This window comes from Solilutibacter silvestris, from assembly GCF_050574925.1.
Taxonomy (GTDB): Bacteria; Pseudomonadota; Gammaproteobacteria; order Xanthomonadales; family Xanthomonadaceae; genus Solilutibacter; species Solilutibacter silvestris_A.
The window spans coordinates 127,829-146,545 of record NZ_JBCMOO010000006.1 but is presented as its reverse complement, the minus strand read 5'-3'; the positions used below and the strand labels follow the sequence as shown (position 1 = coordinate 146,545).

The window sequence follows — 18,717 nt, the reverse complement described above, 5'->3', positions numbered from 1 at the left end:
GGATCCTGGCGGATGACGCCCTATTGTCGCCCAACGGGGATTCGCCCGGCGTGGATGGATATCAGGCCGTGACCGGCTTCGCCGCCGCGCACCAGTGCGCGATCCGCTCCATCGTCGCCGGATCGATGAGGATGAAGCGCGCGCCGACCAGGTCGCCGCCGCGACCGGCATCGTGGCCGTTCCACATCACTTCCACGCCGCATTCGACCTGTCCGCCGCCGATCTCGGCCGGCAGCGCGAACGTCCACTGGTAGAGCGCGCCCTGTTGCAGGCTTTCCGCGGAAGCGGCGCTGCCGCGCACGACCTGGATGCCGGTGGCGCAGAGATTGCCGACGCGGCCGACCACGACGCCGGTCAGGGCATCGACCACGGGAATCATCGTGGTGACGTCGCGACGCGCGGCATAGCGATGGTCGGCGCTCATGACGCCACCGCCGCGGGTCGGGCGAACAGTTTGCCGAGGCTTTCCAGCGTGCCGAGCGTGCTGGTCCAGGCGCGATCGAGCAGACTCATCTCGTGCTTGCGGGCCACGCGCATCTGGCCGGCGGCCATCAGGCGCGCCAGCTGGTCGAGCTGCATTTCGGCGATGCGCGCGCCACGGCGATTGACCAGCAGGGCATTGCCGGTGATGCGGCTGTACCACGACAGGCGACGGCGACGCACCTCGCCTTGCTGGTTGATGGTGAAGTCGAGCCAGCAACCGAAAGGCAGGGTGCTGAGGTGGCGATAGCACTCTTCCTCGCGCGCGCTGCGCGGTTCCGGCATGTCCTCCGCGAGCTGCAAGGTCTTGGAGGATCCGCCGAAGCGCGGACGCGTGCGGATCAGTGTCACCAGTTCCGTCATCGACATGCGCGCGCCGGTGCGCGGCAACCCCACGCTGCGGCTGAGGGTTTCCGCGACTTCGTTGGCTTCTTCCGAGTGGTAGCCGGTGCGCTTGAGGATTTCGAAGATCGAATCGCGCAGGTCCACGTCTTCGATCGCATCGTTCGCGGCGACCACCTGGAGGATGCGACCGGTCAGGCGTTCGTGGCGCTGCCACAGCGCGGAGTGATCGTCGTGGCGCAGGCGGACGAAGGTGAGCGCATCCTGCCATGCGGTGCGGATCAGCATTTCGACTTGCGGGCGCAGGGTGATGCCGGCGAGTTTTTCATCGAGCAGGGCCTGCGCGGCACCGCGGGCGATGGCGATGCGTTCCTGCCCGCGCGAGGCTTCGATCTGGTGGCGCTCGACGGCTTCGCTGCGTTGCGCGTGGGCCTGGTGGGCGTCGGCCAGTTCCTGGTGGATGTGTTCGAGCACCGCGCCGTCGCCGCGATATTCCTGTTCGACGCGATCCACCGCGTGGGCCAGCGCGGCATCGAATTGCGGATCGGCATCGGCCTCGTCGGCGATGATCGCGCCGGATTCGGCGACGCGGCTCATGATCTGGCGGCCGGGATGCGTCGGCTGCTCGAAGAACTCCTCGCCCGACAGGGCCATGCGCAGCAACGGGATCTGCAGGCGCTTCAGCAGTTCCGCCGCGCCCGATTGCGCGCGCATGTCGTGGCAGACGGCGTCATAGAGCATGCCGAGCAATTCGATCGAATCGCTCTGTTGCTGCGACAACTGCACCCTGCCGCCGTGCAGGGATTTCGCGCGCGCCTTCAGTTCGTCGTGCAGGTGGCGGATGCCGAGCGGGCGACCGCTGGCGTCGTGCGCGGACAGCGAGTCGAGCATTTCGGAAACGATATGGGCCGGCAATTGCACGTGCGTGGCTGGCGCGGCCGCGGATTGCCCCTTGGCTTTCGCCAGCAGTGAACGCGCAGCCGAGAAATCGGGCGCGGAGCGGGTGTTGGCGGAACGTCCGCGATCGTCGTGTTCCGGTTGTTCGAACCATCCGGCGGCGCCCTGCGGCGACATGGTCGCGATCGTGGCCGCCATCGCGGAAACATCGGCGAACGCCGGGCGTTCGGGCGTGGCCGCGCGCTTCAGCGACGGAATGAAAGTCAGGCCGGGCAGGATGCTGGCGCCTTCGAGTTCCTTGTTGATGCGATTCACCAGCGCCGGGTAGTCGTGAAACAGTGCACGGGCGACGGCATCGGTCACCAGCATGTGCGGGAAATCGTCGCCGAAAACGCGGCGGGATGCGTCCTCGACGGCACGGATCAGGCAGCGCGGTCCGACCGGGATGCGATCGGCATCGAAAGCCGGTGCGCCTGCAAGCACGCCGAAGCGCTGGCCCAGCAGGTAGAGCGGCAACTTGCATTGGTTGGTGACCTGGCCGATGCCTTCCGCCTGCGGCGGCGCGACATTGTCGCCGGCGTCCGCGAGCGTCCAGCTCTCGGACGACGACCACAGCTCCGACTGTTGCGGCCGGTGGCTCTGGTCGCGGATCGCGATCAGTTCGTGTTCGATGCATTCCAGCAACGCCGGCAGCATCTCGCTGCAATGGATCGACAATTGCTTGCAGTGCGAAAACGCGATGATCTCGCGACGGGCAGCCATCGGATTGCCGATCATCAACGGCATTTCCTCGCGCAAGCCGGCAAGCGCCTGTCGCACCGGATGGGCCATCCCATCGGCGCAAGCAGCCATCATTTTCGAAATCGCGTTCTGTACGCGTGGTGGCAGCGCATGCGGCTGCCCGAATTGCGGGCGTTCCATATCCCTGGCTCCGGTCCCGTCCATTGGGTCCTTGCGTCCGATAGTACTGCGGACCGTGGCGGCTGGAACAGGCCGATCCCCTCATTTGTGAACCGTCGTCCCAACTCTGTTGGGATCACGTGGTCATCCCGGGGATCTGGAGTCGCTCGCCGGCTTCAGGCGTAGCCGGGATTGGCTGCGGCGCACCATTGGCCGATCCGCGCCGTGACCTTGGGGTCGATCAGGATGAAGCGCACGCGGACCAGTTTGATGTCCCGTCCCGGGACATCCTCGACCGACATCACTTCGATCCCGCACTCGGCATGCGCGCCGCCAAGATCGCCGGGAAGCGCGAAGGTCAACTGGTAGAGCGCGCCATTGCGCAGGGTCTCCGGTCCGTCGGGACTGCAGGCGATCTGCATCCCGGAAGCGGACAGGGCGACGATGCGGCCGACATGCCTGCTGGTCAGGGTATCGGTGACCGGAATCAGCTCGGAGACTTCCCGGCTTCCGCGGTAAAGCGCCCTGGTCATGACGCGACCGGTAGCGCCGGGTTGGCAAGCAGCTTGCCGAAGCTCTCGAGGGTGTTCCTGGTCGCCATCCAGGCGCGATCGAACAGGCTTGCCTGGTTCTTCTCGACCACGCGCACCTGTCCGATGGCCATCAGGCGTGCGAGCTGGTCGAGCTGCATCTCCCCGACGCGGGCGCCCTGGCGATTCACCAGCAGCGCGTTGCCGGTGATCTGGCTGTACCAGGACAGGCGGCGGCGACGCACGTCGCCCTGCTGGTTGATCACGAAGTCCAGTGCGCAACCGAAGGGGAGATTGCGCACGCGCTGGAAGCATTCTTCTTCCGCGGGCGTGCGTGGAGCGGAAACCGTTTCGATCTGTTGCGCTTCGCGGCCCGATTCGCCGAAGCGCGGGCGCGCCTTCACCGCGACCACGAGCCTCGTCATCGGCATGCGATCGGGATCGTTGGGGACCGATGCGCTGCGACTCAATGCATGCCCGACTTCAGCCGCATCTTCGACGTGGTAGCCGGTGCGCTTGAGGATGGCGGTGATCGACTCGCGCAGGTCGACGTCGTCGATCGGTTCCGGGCTTTCCGCGATTTCGAGGATGCGGTTGGTCAGCCGGTCGTGGCGTTTCCAGGTGTCCGTGTGCGGCTCATTGCGCAGGCGGATGAAGGTCAATGCGTCCTGCCACGCGGTGCGCAGCAGGACATTCGTGTGGGCCGGCAACTGGCGCGCGCCGATGCGTTCGTCGAGCAGCGACTTCGCCGCATCGCGGGCGATGGCAAGACGCTCCTGGCCGCTTGCCGTGTCGACATGACGCTGTTCGACCGCCTGGTTGCGCTTGACCTGCTGCTCGTGCGCCTCGGAGAGCTCGACGTTGATGCTCTGGAGCACCGCCTCATCGCCCCGGTATTCCTTTTCCACGCGTTCGACCGCGTGCTGCAGGGCCGCGTCGAAGCGCAGGTCGACGTTGGTGTTGTCGTCATCGATCGCCGCGCCGGATTCGGCCACGTGATTCATGATCTGGCGGCCCGGATGCGAGGCCTGGTCGAAGAAGGCCTGGCTGGACACCGCCATCCGCACCAGCGGAACCTGCAGGCGGGTCAGCAGTTCGAGCGCCCGCGACTGCTTGTGCACGTCGCGACAGATCGCGTCATAGAGCATGCCCAGCAGTTCGATGGAATCGCTGAGCTGGCTGGTCAGGCGCGCATTCGGCCCGTGCACGGCCTTTGCACGCGTGTTCAATTCGTCCTGGAGCTGGCGGATGCCGAGCGGACGCCCGGAGGTGTCGCGCGAGGGAAGCTCGTCGATCAGCGACGCCACCGCCGGGCCGGACAAGGCCGATTGCGTGTCCATCTCGGCGGACTGGCGCCACGGCATGCGGCCTTTGGCGCGGGCGAGCAAGGATTGCATCTGCGCGAAATCCGGCGTCGCCACCGCCTGCACGAAACGCTCGCGCGCGGTGGAGGCCGATGGCGCCTCGCGATATTCGACGGAATCGTCCTCCGGCATGCCGTCTTCCATCGGCGGCGCCTTGGCGGCGGTCGCGCCATCCCGCTTCAGCGAGGGCACGAACGTCAATCCCGGGAGGATGCTGGCGCGGTCCAATTCCGTGTTGACGCTGTTCACGAGGGACGGATAGATGCGGAACAGTTTCTGCGCGACCGCATCGGCGAGGAGGGTATGCGGGAAATCCTCGCCGAACACTTCGCGCGAGGCCTCGGTCAGGGCGTCGACCAGTTTTTGCGGGCCGATCGGAATGGCGTTCGGTTCGAAGGCGGCCGATTCCGCGAGGACGCCGAAACGTTGCCCAAGCAGGTACAGCGGCAGCCGGCATTCGTTGATGACCCTGCCGAAATCGGTCGTTCCCTCGACGTGTCCACCGTTATCGACATCGGACAGCGTCCATTGCGACGACTCGATCCGTGCATGGGGCTGCACGGTGCGATCGTCGTCTTCGTCGCGGATCGAGGACAGGCCGCGCTCGATGTGGGCGAGCAGGGCGGGCAGCAAGCGCAACCAGTTCGACGACAGGCGCTTGCAATGGGAAAACAGGACGATTTCGCGGGTCTTCGATGCCTCGCGCCCGATCATCAAGGGCAGATCGTCCTTGAGCGTCGAAAGCGACTGGTTGACCGGCGCCGTCATCTGTTCCGCACATGCATGCAGCACCCGCGACAACGCGTAATGAACTTTCGGCGGCAGGTTTTTTTGTTGGTTGATTCCGACCGTTATACGTTCCATGTACCCCTGAATCCCGCATTCCCGTTTACGCAATCGATGTTACGTAACGCGGTGTCATCAGGAATTCACAGGAACATGGAAATCAAGTCGTTCACGAACTTCCGTCCAAGTTCCGTTGGTACGGCACGCGCATTCGAAATGTCGATCAAGCCACGTTTTTCCGCAGCTTCCAGGGTTTTTTGAATGCTTCCATAACGAAGGCCGGTTCTGCGTTCATACAACTGAATTTCAAAACCGCTGTTGAGGCGCAATGCATTGAGCATGAAGTCGAACGGACGTCGTGCCGGCAGGATGTCTTCGTCGCCGCCGATGGCCGCGGCGGTTCCCGCATCGCGCAGCCATGCGTCGGGGTGCTTGGTCTTCCATCTGCGGAGGATGCGCTGGTCCGCGCCCAGCGTGAGCTTGCCATGCGCGCCGGCGCCGATGCCGAGATAGTCGCCGAAGGTCCAGTAATTGATGTTGTGCGCGCATTGGCGGCCCGGCTGCGCGTAGGCACTGACTTCGTACTGCGCGAACCCGGCATCGGCCATCAACGATTGGCAGCGCTCCTGCATGTCCCAGGAGAGATCGTCGTCGGGAATGCCCTGTGGTGGTTTGGCCGCGAACAGCGTGTTCGGTTCCAGCGTCAGCTGGTAGTGGCTGAGATGGGTCGGCTGCAACGCGATGGCGCGCTCGACATCGTGCTCGGCCATTGCCAATGTCTGTTGCGGCAACGCGTACATCAGGTCGAGGTTGATGTTGTCGTAGCCGGCGTCCTGCGCCGACCTCACCGCGCGCTCGGCATCGCCACTGGAATGGATGCGCCCGAGCCGCTGCAGGCAGCCGTCGTCGAAACTCTGCACGCCGAAGCTGAGGCGATTGACGCCGGCCGCGCGATAACCCGCGAACGGGCCGTGCTCGACCGTGCCTGGATTGGTCTCGAGGGTGATTTCCGCGCCGGGCGCGAAAGTGAGTCGCGCGCTGGCCTGTTGCAGGAAGCGGTCGATCCGATCCGGCGAGAACAGGCTGGGGGTGCCGCCGCCGAAGAACACCGAATGCACCACGCGCCCCCAAACCAGCGGCAGGTCGTGTTCGAGATCGCGGATCAGCGCGTCGATGTAATCGTCATAGGGCGCTTCGCCGCGCAGCCCGTGCGAATTGAAATCGCAGTACGGGCATTTGCGCACGCACCAGGGCAGATGGACGTACAGCGCGAGGGGCGGTGGCGTGAGCGTCAGCTCGTGCGCGTTCATCGTGATTGCAGCAATTCGTGCAGTCGCGCCATCGCCTGGCCGCGATGGCTGTGGCGGTGCTTGTCCGCCGCGGTGAGTTCCGCCGCGCTCGACCCGAGGCCCGGCACCAGGAACACCGGGTCGTAGCCGAAGCCGCCCCCGCCACGCGGCGCGTGGAGGATGCGGCCCTCCCACGTGCCTTGCGCGATGATCGGTTGCGGGTCCTCGGCATGGCGCAGCAGCGCCAGCACGCAGACGAAGCGCGCCGTGCGGCGTTCGTCCGGCACATCGCGCAATGCGTCCAGCAGCTTCGCGGTGTTGGCGCCATCGTTGCCGTGGCTGCCGGCGTAGCGCGCCGAATACAGCCCGGGTGCGCCATTCAATGCATCGACGCACAGCCCGGAATCGTCGGCCAGCGCCGGCAGTCCGCTGATGCGCGCGGCATGGCGTGCCTTCAGCAACGCGTTCTCGATGAAGGTCAGTCCGGTTTCCTCGACGTCATCGACGCCGAATTCGGATTGCGGATGGAAGTCGAGGTCCAGATCCGCGAACAGCTGGCGGAATTCCGCCAGCTTGCCGGCGTTGCCGCTGGCGAGGACGAGTTTCACGGCTGCGCGAGCGCCGCCTGTTGCGAGGCGAACAACTGGCGGCAGCCGGCTTCGCCCAGCGCGAGCAGGGCATCGAGTTCGTCGCGGCGGAAGGCATGGCCCTCGGCCGTGCCCTGCAGTTCGATGAAACCGCCGCCGTCGTTCATCACCAGGTTCATGTCGGTGTCGCAGGCGCTGTCTTCGGCGTAATCGAGATCGAGTACCGGCACGCCGCGCCAGATGCCGACCGATACCGCGGCAATCGCGCCGACGATCGGCGAGCGACCGTTCGAGAGCTTGATCGCGCGCGAATCGACCAGCGTCTGCACCGCATCGACCAGCGCGACATAGGCGCCAGTGATCGCCGCGGTGCGGGTGCCGCCATCGGCCTGCAGGACGTCGCAGTCGAGGGTGATGGTGTGTTCACCCAGCGCCTTGCGATCGACGCAGGCGCGCAACGCCCGACCGATCAGGCGCTGGATTTCCAGGGTGCGGCCTCCTTGCTTGCCGCGTGCGGCTTCGCGATCGCTGCGGGTATGGGTCGCGCGCGGCAGCATCCCGTACTCGGCGGTGACCCAACCTTCGCCCTTGCCGCGCAGGAACGGCGGCACCTTGGCCTCGACGCTGGCGGTACACAGCACCTGCGTGTTGCCGAACGCCACCAGCACCGAGCCTTCGGCATGGCGCGTGTAGCGGCGGGTCAGGCTGACGTCGCGCAGCTGGTCGGGGGTACGGCCGCTGGGGCGCTCGAAGGCAGTCATTTCGCGGAATTTCCTGCGGAAAGGCGCGCGAGTTTACCATTCGCACTCTCTCTTCCCGATGCGCCACAGGTTTCCAGATGCCAATTCGCAGCATGACCGCATTCGCTTCCGCCGAAGTTCCGACCGAGGTCGGTACGCTCGGTTGCGAACTGCGCGCGGTCAATCATCGTTTCCTCGAGCTCGGCGTGCGCCTGCCCGACGAATTGCGCGTGCTCGAGCCGCAGTTGCGCGAACGCGTCTCGGCAAAAGTGTCGCGCGGCAAGCTCGAACTGACATTCCGCCTGCGCGCCAACGATGGTGGCGAGGCCTTGGCGATCGACGACGGCGTGGTCGCGCGGCTGTCGGAGCTGGCGGGCGATCTCGCCTCGCGCTTCCCCAATGCCCACACCGACATCACCGAAGTGCTGGCGTGGCCGGGCGTGGTGCGTCGTCGCGGTGTCGACGCCGAACAATTGCACGCCCAGGCGCTGAAGCTGCTGTCGACGGTGCTGGACGAATTCATCGCCGCCCGCGAACGCGAAGGCGCCAACCTTGCGCAAGTCATTCGTGATCGTGCCGATGCCATCGCCACCCAGGTCACCGAAGTCCGCGCTTTCCTGCCGCTCCTGCGCACAGCCCTGCGCGACAAGCTGCACGCGCGCCTGGCCGAATTCGCGCCGCCGGCCGCGCCGCTGGAGCCGGGCCGGATCGAGCAGGAGCTAGTGCTGGCGCTGCAGAAACTCGACGTCGACGAGGAACTCGATCGCCTTGACGCCCACCTGCAGGAACTGCGCCGCGCCCTCGACCAGCGCGAACCGGTCGGCCGCCGCCTCGATTTCCTGATGCAGGAATTCAACCGCGAAGCCAACACGCTGGGCTCGAAATCGGTGGACCTGCGCAGCACCAACGCCGCGATCGAACTCAAGGTCCTGATCGACCAGGTGCGCGAGCAGGTCCAGAACATCGAGTAGCCCGCGGACAGGCCAACGACCGCAAACGCGGTACGATCAGCTGCCAGAACCACTTTGGCCCCACATGCGCGGAACCCTCTACATGGTCGCGGCGCCCTCCGGCGCAGGGAAGTCCAGCCTGGTGAATGCCGTGCTGGCACGCGACCCGGCCCTCAGCCTGTCGATCTCGTTCACTTCGCGCGGGCCGCGACCCGGCGAGCGCCACGCCGAGCACTACCACTTTGTCGATGACGCCGAATTCCAGCGCATGATCGAAGCCGGCGACTTCTTCGAATACGCCCGCGTCCACGGCGACTGGAAGGGCACCGCACGGCAATCGGTGGAACCGCAACTGGCGACGGGTCGCGACGTGCTGCTGGAGATCGATTGGCAGGGCGCTCGCCAGGTCCGCACCAAGGTGCCGGATGCCGTCAGCATCTTCATCCTGCCGCCCTCGCGCCAGGCGCTGGAAGACCGCATGCGCCGCCGCGCCCAGGACAGCGAGGAAACCATCACCCGTCGCCTGGCCGCTGCACAGGAAGAAATGAGCCATTACGGCGAGTTCGACTACGTGATCGTCAACGAGGACTTCGCCACCGCCGCGGACGAACTTGCCAGCGTGATCGTGGCCAGCCGCCTGCGTCGCGAGGCCCAGATCGCCCGCCATGGCCGCTTGTTGACCCAGTTGCTGACCGACAACGGGTAATAAGTCGCTGATTCGTATCGGAAAATGACTCGAATACTTGCTCTGGGTCTAGCATTTTGCTAGACTTGGGGGTCTACCCCGATTCCGGAGGGCGGCGCAGGCCGCCACGAAGCCCATGGCGCGTATCACCGTCGAAGACTGCATGGATGTAGTCGACAACCGTTTCGAACTGGTCATGATGGCCGCCAAGCGCGCGCGCCAGCTGGCCAAGGGCGTCGAGCCCAAGCTCGACAACCGCGAGCAGGATGACAAGCCGACCGTGCTGGCCCTGCGCGAAATCGCCGCCCGCAAGATCGACAACGCTTTCATCGACGCCGTCGAGAAGGCCGAGAAGGAACGCGCCGAGCGCGAAGCGATGGAATGGGCCGCCGCCGAAGTGGTTGGCGACGACGACATGTCCAAGGGCGACGACTGATCCTGCCGTCCTCCAGTCGTGCTTCCATGGCCCCGCTTGCGGGGCCATTTGTTTGGCGCATCACCCCGCAATGCGGGGCCATTTGCATGGGTGGATGTCGCATCGTCGCCGTCCGGGGCGTTTTCGCCCGCGCCGTGGCGGTGTAGGCTCGGGTCATGGTCTCGCAAGCGCTGCAATCGTCCGTTCCGTCGTCGTCCGATCTTCCGGAAGACATGCGTGCGCTCGATGCCGCGGCGTCCTACCTCGGCCCCGAAGATCGCAGCCAGCTGCAGAAAGCGTGGCGGATCGGCGCGGCTGCGCATGCCGGGCAGACGCGCAAGTCGGGTGAGCCCTACATCACCCATCCGGTGGCGGTGGCGCGTGTGCTGGCGGAACTCGGGCTGGATGCGGAAACGCTGATCGCGGCGATCCTGCACGACACCATCGAGGACACGCCACTGACCCGCGACGATCTCGCCGCGCAGTTCGGCGAAACCGTGGCCGAGCTGGTCGAAGGCGTCACCAAGCTGGACAAGCTGAAGTTCCGCGATCGCCAGGAAGCTGCGGCCGAGAGTTTCCGCAAGATGATGCTGGCGATGTCGCGCGACCTGCGCGTCATCCTGATCAAGCTCGCCGATCGCCTGCACAACATGCGCACGCTCGGTTCGCAGTCACCGGAAGCGCGCCGGCGCATCGCCCGCGAAACGCTCGAGGTCTACGCACCGATCGCGCAGCGCCTGGGCATGAACCTGGTCAAGGCCGAGTTGCAGGATCTTTCGTTCAAGGCCTTGCACCCGTGGCGTTATGCCGCGCTGGAAAAGCGCATTCGCCAGCAGCCGGCGGTGCGCCGCGAGGCGGTGGCGCAGGTCGAGGCGCAACTGGCGCAGCGACTGACCAAGGAAGGCCTGAAGCATCGCCTGGTCAGCCGGGTGAAATCGCCGTGGAGCATCTACACCAAGATGCGCGCGGAGCGGAAATCGCTGGAACAGGTAATGGACGTGTTCGGCTTCCGCGTCATCGTCGATACCGTGCCCGATTGCTATCACGCGCTCGGCGTCGCCCACGCCACGTTCAAGCCGCTGGATGGGCGCTTCCGCGATTTCATCGCGATCCCCAAGGCCAACGGTTACCAGTCGCTGCACACGGTGCTGTTCGGACCCTACGGCGCGCCGATCGAAGTGCAGATCCGCACCCAGGACATGGACCTGGTCGCCGAACGCGGCATCGCCGCGCACTGGACCTACAAGCAGGGCGGCGATTCCAGCAGCGCGCTCAATCGCGCCAATGCGTGGATCGCCGGCGTGGTCGAATCGCAGAGGGGCACCGGCAATTCGCTGGAGTTCCTCGAGAACGTCAAGGTCGAGCTGTATCCCGACGAAGTCTATGTATTCACGCCCAAGGGCCGCATCCTGGCCCTGCCGCGCAGCGCGACCGCGCTCGACTTCGCGTATGCGGTGCATACCGACGTCGGCAACAACGCCGTCACCGCGCGCCTCGACGGTCGCCTGGTGCCGCTGCGCACGCGCCTGACCAGCGGACAGACGGTGGAGATCGTCACCGCGAAATCGGCGGCGCCGCAGCCGCAATGGCTGGACTACGTCACCACCGGCAAGGCGCGCGCGGCGATCCGCCAGAAGTTGAAGCAGGTCGGGCACGAGGATGCGGTGCAACTCGGCCATCGCATGCTGGAGGCGGCGCTGGAAAGCCACGACAGTTCGATCGAGCGACTGCCCGAGGCGCAGCTCAAGCGCTATCTCTCCGACAACCGCTACCCGCGGCTGGAATCGCTGCTGGAAGACATCGCGCTGGGCAACCGCATTCCCAGCCTGGTGGCGCAGCAACTGGCGACCACGCCCGAGCGCAGCGCCCAGGGCGAGCTCGGCATGCGTTCGCGCGACCGCATCCTGATCTCCGGCACCGAAGGCGGGGTGATCAGCTTCGCCCAGTGCTGCATGCCGATTCCCTACGACTCGATCATGGGCTACCACACCACCGGCAAGGGCATCGCGGTGCACCGTTCCGATTGCCGCAACGTGATCGAATACCGGCGATCGCCCGAGCGCTGCGTCGAGATGGGCTGGGATCCCAACGTGGTCGGCGATTTCCTCGTCGGCATCCGCGTCGAGGCCGACAATCGCCAGGGCGTGCTGGCGCAGATGGCGTCGGCGATCGCCGAGGCGGAATCCAACATCGACCGCGTCGATTACCTCGATCGCGACAACAGCATCGCCACCGTGCGCTTCTACATCGAAGTCCACACCATGGACCACCTGGAAGAAGTCCGCCGCCGCCTGCGTCGCGTCCCGGCCGTCCATAACGTCGAACGCATCTAGGCGCTCGTTACACTAGGCGCATCGATCATTCCGGGAGCCGCCATGAGCCGTGACCAAATCCACACCGATCGCGCGCCCGCCGCCATCGGTCCGTATTCGCAGGCGATGCGCTGCGGCAATTTCGTGTTCCTGTCCGGGCAGATCCCGCTGGACCCCGCCACCGGCGACATCGTCGACGGCGATTTCGCCGCGCAGGTGCGCCGCGCCTTCGACAACCTCAAGGCCGTGTGCGAGGCCAGCGGCGGCGATCTCAACCGCATCGCGCGCCTCGGGCTCTACCTCACCGACCTTTCCAACTTCGCCGAAGTGAACGCGGTGATGACGGAATACTTCTCGGCGCCGTATCCGGCACGCTCCACCATCGAAGTGACGGGCCTGCCCAAGGGCGCGCAGTTCGAGGTCGACGCCGTCCTCGTTCTCGAATAATCGATGGCGCGAGCGGGCAAACCCGCCCCGGCATTGGCGGCGGCCGGATTGGCCGCGATCGCCACCTTGCCCGGCGTCGGTCCGCAGATGTCGGCGAAGCTGGCGGAGCGCGGGCTGGAGACGCTGCAAGACCTGTGGTTCTGGCTGCCGCGCGGCTACGAGGACCGCACCCGGCTGACGCCGATCCGCGCATTGCAATCCGGGGTCGCCGCGCAGGTCGAAGGCACGGTGCAGGCGGTCGAACGCGGCTTCCGCTATCGCCCGCAACTGAAAGTCGCATTGGCCGACGAATCGCGCGGCACCTTGCTGATGCGTTTCTTCCATTTCCGTTCGCAGCAGGTCAACCAGTTCCAGCCGGGCACGCGCGTGCGCGCGTTCGGCACGCCGCGACCCGGACAACTCGGGCTGGAGATGGTGCATCCCAGCTATCGCGTGCTTGGCGGCGAAGACGCGGAGTTGAGCGATCGCCTCGATCCGGTCTATCCGCAACTCGAGGGCATCGCGCCGGCGACATTGAAGCGCCTGATCGGTGAAGCGCTGAAGCGACTGCCCGAGGAAGCGGAACTGGAATTGCTGCCGGCGGACATCGCGCGCGCGCTGCAATTGCCGGCATTGCGCGAGGCCTTGCTGACCTTGCATCGACCGCCCGCCGACGCCGATCTCGACGCGCTGCAATCCGGCCATCATCCGGCGCAGCGGCGACTGGCGCTGGAGGAAATGCTGGCGCACCAGTTGAGCCTGCGCCGCCAGCGCATCGCCATGCAGAAGCACGGCGCGGTGAAACTCGGGACGTCCGCACGACTGGCCGAACGCCTGCGCGCATCGCTGCCGTTCGCACTCACCGGTGCGCAGGAACGCGTGTTCGCCGAGGTGCGCGCCGATCTCGCGCAACCGCATCCGATGCTGCGATTGGTGCAGGGCGATGTCGGCAGCGGCAAGACCGTGGTCGCGGCGTTGGCGGCATTGCTGGCGATCGATGGCGGATACCAGGCGGCGTTGATGGCGCCGACCGAATTGCTGGCCGAGCAGCACTTCAACACGCTGCGAAACTGGCTGGAACCGCTGGGTATCGATGTCGCGTGGCTGGCGGGCAAGGTCGGGGGCAAGGCGCGCGCCGCGGTGTTGCAGACGATCGCCAATGGCGAAGCGAAGCTGGTGGTCGGCACCCATGCACTGATGCAGGAAGGCATCGCCTTCCACGATCTCGCACTGGCGATCGTCGACGAGCAGCATCGCTTCGGCGTGCAGCAACGGCTGGCCTTGCGCGACAAGGGGCGGGCAGGGCCGGATGATGCTTCGTCGCGCGTGCCGCACCAGCTGGTGATGACGGCGACGCCGATTCCGCGCACGCTGGCGATGGCCGCCTATGCCGACCTCGACGTGTCGGTGATCGACGAACTGCCGCCGGGACGCACGCCGGTGCAGACCATCGTGCTGACCTCCGAACGCCGTCCGGAACTGGTCGAGCGCATCCGCGCCGCCTGCGCCGAAGGTCGCCAGGCCTATTGGGTGTGCACGCTGATCGACGAGTCCGACGAAGTGATCGCGCAGGCCGCGCAAGGCACCTACGAGGCGCTGGTCGCGCAATTGCCGGAGCTGCGCATCGGCCTCGTCCACGGACGAATGAACGCACGCGACAAGCAAGCGGCGATGCTCGATTTCAAGGCCGGCAAGATCGACCTGCTCGTCGCGACGACCGTGATCGAAGTCGGCGTCGACGTGCCCAATGCATCGTTGATGATCATCGAGAACGCCGAACGCCTCGGGCTCGCGCAACTGCACCAGCTGCGCGGACGAGTGGGGCGCGGTGCCACCGCATCCGCCTGCGTGCTGATGTACCAGTCGCCGCTGGGCCAGATCGCGCGCCAGCGCCTGGAAACCATGCGCGAAACCAGCGACGGCTTCCGCATCGCCGAAAAGGATCTGGAGTTGCGCGGCCCTGGCGAATTGCTCGGCACGCGCCAGACCGGGCTCGCCGCGTTCCGCATCGCCGACCTGGCCCGCGACGCCGACCTGCTGCCGCAGGTGCAGCGCATCGCCGAGCGTTTGCTGAAGGAGGATGCGGCCTGCGCCGAACGCATCGTCCAGCGCTGGGTGGGCGGCGCGGCGCGTTATGCTTCGGCCTGACAAAGAGAAGAACACATGACCGACAAGATCCCGCTCCTGATCGACACCGATCCCGGCGTCGATGACGCCCTCGCCATCCTGATGGCATTGAATTCGCCCGATCACGATGTGGTCGGATTGAGCATCGCCGCCGGCAACGTCGGTCTCGACCACACCGTGCGCAACGCGCTGAAGTTGTGCGAAGTCGCCGGGCGCGACGACGTGCCGGTGTTTGCCGGCGCGCCGAAGCCGCTGCTGCACCACTCGGACGATGCCGCCGCCGTCCATGGTCAGGACGGGTTTGGCGATATCGGTTTTGCGCCCGCAAAGCGCCAGGCCGACGCCGAGCATGCCGCGCTCGGAATCCTGCGCCTGTCGCACGAACACGCCGGCCGATTGATGATCGTCGCGCTGGCGCCGCTGACCAATGTCGCGCTGGCGCTCAAGCTCGACCCGACGCTGCCGCAGCGCGTGGCGCGACTGGTGGTGATGGGCGGCGCCGTCACCGGCCACGGCAACATCACCCCGAGCGGCGAGTTCAACACCTGGTTCGATCCCGAAGCCGCCCATATCGTCTTCGAGGCCTTCCCGCAGTTCGACCTTTGCGACTGGGAGGCGAACCTCCGCCACGGCTTCCCGCACGAGGCGATGGATCAGTGGTTGCAGGTCGATTCGCCGCGCGCCCGCTTCTACGACGCCATCTCCGCCCATACCCGGCGTTGGTCGCGGGAGAAGCGGGGTTCCTACTGGCATTCCGCCGACGGCTACGCCATGGCCTGTGCCCTGGCCCCGGAAGGCATCCAGGAGGCGGAATCGCGGCCGTTGTCGGTGCAGCTGGGGCTGGGGCCGGCGCGGGGCTTCACCATCGTCGACTGGCTGCGGATGACCGGTCGCCCGGACAACGCCCGGATCGTCCAGACCTACGACGGCGAGCGCTACCAGGCCATGATCCGGGCGGCGCTGGCAGCCAGTTGACCCGGTCGGGGGGAGCCGCTATCATGGCCGGCTCATTCCTGTAACCAGTCCTCGGTGCCGCCATGAAGGCCGATCTTCACCCCAATTACCGCGAAGTCGTCTTCCAGGACGTCACCTCCGACTTCAAGTTCCTGACCCGCTCGACGATGGCGACCAAGGAAACCATCAAGTGGGAAGACGGTAACGAGTACCCGCTGATCAAGGTCGAAATCTCCTCGGCCACGCATCCGTTCTATACCGGCCAGAACAAGGTCATGGATACCAGCGGACGCATCGACAAGTTCAAGAAGCGTTACGCCAAGTAATACTTTGGTCGAAGCAGGCGCGCGGCAGCGATCGCGCGAACTTCGATCACCTCGCAAACGGCCGCCATGTGCGGCCGTTTTGCGTATCCGGACGCGTGGTCTGGATGGCTGTCGGCTCCATGCGGGCGTGAATGTTCAAACAGTCGTTGTGCGATAATTGACGCATCGCAAAAACCGGTTTCGGGACTCCCGCGCGACCGGTCAATGAACTGGAGAATCGCGCCGTGACCGAAGCCAACACTGCGACACTGACCGTCGCCGACAAGAGCAGCACCCTGCCGGTGATCAAACCGGTCCTGGGCCAGGACTGCATCGACATCAGCAAGCTGCCGAAGGACACCGGCTGTTTCACCTACGACAACGGATTCACCGCGACGGCCTCGTGCCGCTCTGCGATCACCTACATCGATGGCGATGCCGGCGTGCTGATGTACCGCGGCTACCCGATCGAACAGCTGGCCGAGCATTCCAGCTTCATGGAAGTGGCCTACCTGCTGATGAACGGCAACCTGCCGTCGGCGCAGGAGTTCTCCGCGTTCGAGAACGAAGTCGCGCACCACACGATGCTGCACGAGGCGTTCAAGCAGTTCATCGGCGGTTTCCGCCACGACGCCCATCCGATGGCGATGCTGATGGGCATGCTCGGTTCGATGGCGAGCTTCTACCACAACGATCACGATTACGATGATCCGGAACAGCGCCATCTCGCCGCGATCCGCCTGATCGCCAAGGTGCCGACGATCGCCGCCGCCTGCTACCGCTACAGCATGGGCTGGCCGCTGCGCTTCCCGCGCAACAACCTCGAATACGTCACCCGCTTCCTGCACATGATGTTCGAGGTGCCGTCGGAGCCGTTGCAGCTCAATCCGGTTGCCGCCAAGGCGCTCGACCTGCTGTTCATCCTCCACGCCGACCACGAGCAGAACGCCTCGACCTCGACGGTGCGCATGGTCGGTTCGACCGGCGCCAATCCCTATGCCTGCATCGCCTCGGGCGTCGCGGCACTGTGGGGACCGGCGCACGGTGGCGCCAACGAAGCCGTGCTCAAGATGCTCAACGAGATCGGTTCGCCGGCCAACGTGCAGAGCGCGGTCGAGAAGGCCAAGGACAAGGAATCCGGTTTCCGCCTGATGGGCTTCGGCCACCGCGTCTACAAGAACTTCGATCCGCGCGCCAAGATCATCCGCGAGATGACCTACAAGGTGCTCAACGAGCTCGGCGTCAACGATCCGCTGCTCGATGTCGCGATGAAGCTGGAAGAGGCCGCGCTGAAGGACGACTACTTCATCCAGCGCAAGCTCTATCCGAACGTCGATTTCTACAGCGGCATCATCTACAAGGCGCTGAAGATCCCGACCGAGATGTTCACGGTGATGTTCGCGATCGCGCGCACCGCCGGCTGGGTCAGCCACTGGCTGGAACAGCAGGCCGATCCCGAGCAGAAGATCGGCCGTCCGCGCCAGATCTACGTCGGCCACGACAAGCGCGATTACGCCGGCGTCGACAAGCGCTGATCGCCACGCAGACGCAATGCAAAACGCCCCGCTTGAAGCGGGGCGTTTTCGTTTCGGCGTCAGGCGGCTTCAGCGCCGTTCAAGAACTCCACCCGCGTGGACAACGCATTCAAGGCGAAGCCATGGATGGCTGCGTCCACGGTGGTGGTGCAATCCGCAAGCACATCAATGTGGTAGCGATCGGCGGCGCGGGAAAGCGCGGTGTGGGTCACGCAGTTCTGGGTCATCATGCCGGCAAGGTGGAGGTGTTCCATGCCGTGCGCGTCAAGGATCGAAGCCAGCGTGGTCTCATGGAAACTGTCGGCGTAATGCTTGATCACCACCGGGGCTTTCGGCGCCGCGGCCAGGATGCGTGGGTGAATGTCTGCGCCCGGCGTGCCGGCCTTGAACAACGGGCTCTCGGGTGAAAGCGCCACGTGCTGCACCAGCACGACCAGTTCGCCTCGCGCCTGTGCGCGACCGATGGCAGTCACGGTGGCGTCGAGCGTGTCGGCGGTGTTCCACAACGGGTAGGCGCCGCCGGGGAAATAGTCGTTCTGGATATCGATCACGAGCAGTGCAGTGTTCATCGTTGGTCTTGGTTGCGGAAAGTCAGGGGACTATTCTGGCGATCGTCGTCACGCAAGGGCATGGCGATTTGCAAGACTTTCCTCCGTTTCGCTTGAAGCTTGAAAAAGATGACGATGGACAAGATCAGCCGCGCCATCCTGGCGCATCTCGCGCGTGATGCGCGCATCAGCTGGCAGGAACTTGGGCGGCAGGTGCATCTGACCGGGCAGGCGGTGGCCACGCGTGTGCAGCAGATGCAGGACAGCGGCACGATCCGGCGTTTCACCGTGGTGCGGGGAGACCTGCATCGCTATTTCGTCACGGTGTTCATGGACAGCAATCGCTTCGCCGAGTTCGAAGCGTTCCTGCAGGCCTGCGAGCAAGTGGAGGCTGCGAGCAAGGTGGCCGGCGAAGGCTGCTACCAGCTCGTGCTGGCCTGTGCGGATGAGGCGGCACTGGAAACCTTCACCACGGACTTGCTGCGTTACGGGCGCTACAAGGTGTCCAGCGAAATGCGGCGCGTGAAGGGCTGAAGATCGGTCGG

Annotated in this window: 18 protein-coding genes; 10 read left to right on the top strand and 8 right to left on the bottom strand. The window is 65.6% G+C overall.

From position 1 onward, the window contains the following. Nucleotides 1-61 precede the first annotated feature (61 nt). From ABE093_RS11910 to rph, 7 genes are all read right to left on the bottom strand, one after another. Nucleotides 62-424, bottom strand: coding sequence for a hypothetical protein (locus tag ABE093_RS11910; RefSeq protein WP_430761123.1), 363 nt, complete (start codon nucleotides 422-424; stop codon nucleotides 62-64). Further along, nucleotides 421-2,640, bottom strand: a complete 2,220-nt coding sequence (locus ABE093_RS11905) for a DUF1631 family protein (RefSeq protein WP_430761122.1) — start codon at nucleotides 2,638-2,640, stop codon at nucleotides 421-423. Before ABE093_RS11905 ends, ABE093_RS11910 begins: the two co-directional genes overlap by 4 nt. Nucleotides 2,641-2,795: 155 nt before the next feature. Then, nucleotides 2,796-3,152, bottom strand: a complete 357-nt coding sequence (locus tag ABE093_RS11900) for a PilZ domain-containing protein (protein WP_430761121.1) — start codon at nucleotides 3,150-3,152, stop codon at nucleotides 2,796-2,798. Further along, nucleotides 3,149-5,377, bottom strand: a complete 2,229-nt coding sequence (locus ABE093_RS11895) for a DUF1631 family protein (RefSeq protein WP_430761120.1) — start codon at nucleotides 5,375-5,377, stop codon at nucleotides 3,149-3,151. Before ABE093_RS11895 ends, ABE093_RS11900 begins: the two co-directional genes overlap by 4 nt. A gap of 65 nt (nucleotides 5,378-5,442) precedes the next feature. Continuing rightward, nucleotides 5,443-6,609 (bottom strand): radical SAM family heme chaperone HemW, encoded by a 1,167-nt coding sequence (gene hemW, locus ABE093_RS11890; protein ID WP_430761119.1) that lies wholly within the window; start codon nucleotides 6,607-6,609, stop codon nucleotides 5,443-5,445. After that, entirely contained in the window at nucleotides 6,606-7,196 is a 591-nt protein-coding gene (rdgB, locus tag ABE093_RS11885; protein WP_430761118.1) for an RdgB/HAM1 family non-canonical purine NTP pyrophosphatase, read from the bottom strand. The genes hemW and rdgB overlap by 4 nt, the downstream gene beginning before the upstream one ends. Beyond that, entirely contained in the window at nucleotides 7,193-7,936 is a 744-nt protein-coding gene (gene rph, locus ABE093_RS11880; RefSeq protein ID WP_430761117.1) for a ribonuclease PH, read from the bottom strand. The genes rdgB and rph overlap by 4 nt, the downstream gene beginning before the upstream one ends. Before the next feature lie 92 nt (nucleotides 7,937-8,028). Here rph and ABE093_RS11875 point away from each other — a divergent pair, with 92 nt between their 5' ends. The 9 genes from ABE093_RS11875 to ABE093_RS11835 all read left to right on the top strand — a co-directional run bounded on the left by ABE093_RS11875 (nucleotide 8,029) and on the right by ABE093_RS11835 (nucleotide 17,624). Next, on the top strand, nucleotides 8,029-8,886 hold the full coding sequence (locus ABE093_RS11875) for a YicC/YloC family endoribonuclease (RefSeq protein ID WP_430761116.1): 858 nt from the start codon (nucleotides 8,029-8,031) through the stop codon (nucleotides 8,884-8,886). Between the two features lie 64 nt (nucleotides 8,887-8,950). Continuing rightward, nucleotides 8,951-9,571, top strand: coding sequence for a guanylate kinase (gene gmk / locus ABE093_RS11870; protein ID WP_430761115.1), 621 nt, complete (start codon nucleotides 8,951-8,953; stop codon nucleotides 9,569-9,571). A gap of 115 nt (nucleotides 9,572-9,686) precedes the next feature. Further along, the gene (rpoZ, locus tag ABE093_RS11865) at nucleotides 9,687-9,986 is read left to right on the top strand and encodes a DNA-directed RNA polymerase subunit omega (protein WP_430761114.1); all 300 of its coding nucleotides are present in this window, start codon (nucleotides 9,687-9,689) and stop codon (nucleotides 9,984-9,986) included. Between the two features lie 155 nt (nucleotides 9,987-10,141). After that, nucleotides 10,142-12,298 (top strand): RelA/SpoT family protein, encoded by a 2,157-nt coding sequence (locus tag ABE093_RS11860; RefSeq protein WP_430761113.1) that lies wholly within the window; start codon nucleotides 10,142-10,144, stop codon nucleotides 12,296-12,298. A gap of 42 nt (nucleotides 12,299-12,340) precedes the next feature. After that, nucleotides 12,341-12,724: a RidA family protein gene (locus tag ABE093_RS11855; protein WP_430761112.1), complete on the top strand. Its 384-nt coding sequence runs from the start codon at nucleotides 12,341-12,343 to the stop codon at nucleotides 12,722-12,724. 3 nt (nucleotides 12,725-12,727) lie between these two features. Then, a complete protein-coding gene (gene recG, locus ABE093_RS11850) occupies nucleotides 12,728-14,851 on the top strand; it encodes an ATP-dependent DNA helicase RecG (protein WP_430761111.1) in 2,124 nt (707 codons plus the stop codon). 15 nt (nucleotides 14,852-14,866) lie between these two features. Further along, nucleotides 14,867-15,805, top strand: a complete 939-nt coding sequence (locus tag ABE093_RS11845) for a nucleoside hydrolase (protein ID WP_430761110.1) — start codon at nucleotides 14,867-14,869, stop codon at nucleotides 15,803-15,805. 62 nt (nucleotides 15,806-15,867) lie between these two features. Further along, on the top strand, nucleotides 15,868-16,110 hold the full coding sequence (locus tag ABE093_RS11840; protein ID WP_430761109.1) for a type B 50S ribosomal protein L31: 243 nt from the start codon (nucleotides 15,868-15,870) through the stop codon (nucleotides 16,108-16,110). A gap of 224 nt (nucleotides 16,111-16,334) precedes the next feature. Continuing rightward, nucleotides 16,335-17,624 carry a citrate synthase gene (locus tag ABE093_RS11835; protein ID WP_430761108.1) on the top strand — a complete coding sequence of 430 codons (1,290 nt, stop codon included), beginning with the start codon at nucleotides 16,335-16,337 and terminating at the stop codon, nucleotides 17,622-17,624. 59 nt (nucleotides 17,625-17,683) lie between these two features. Here ABE093_RS11835 and ABE093_RS11830 read toward each other — a convergent pair whose 3' ends face one another. After that, nucleotides 17,684-18,193: an isochorismatase family protein gene (locus tag ABE093_RS11830; protein WP_430761107.1), complete on the bottom strand. Its 510-nt coding sequence runs from the start codon at nucleotides 18,191-18,193 to the stop codon at nucleotides 17,684-17,686. Nucleotides 18,194-18,307: 114 nt separating this feature from the next. Here ABE093_RS11830 and ABE093_RS11825 point away from each other — a divergent pair, with 114 nt between their 5' ends. Further along, nucleotides 18,308-18,706, top strand: coding sequence for an Lrp/AsnC family transcriptional regulator (locus ABE093_RS11825; protein ID WP_430761106.1), 399 nt, complete (start codon nucleotides 18,308-18,310; stop codon nucleotides 18,704-18,706). Nucleotides 18,707-18,717: the final 11 nt, after the last annotated feature.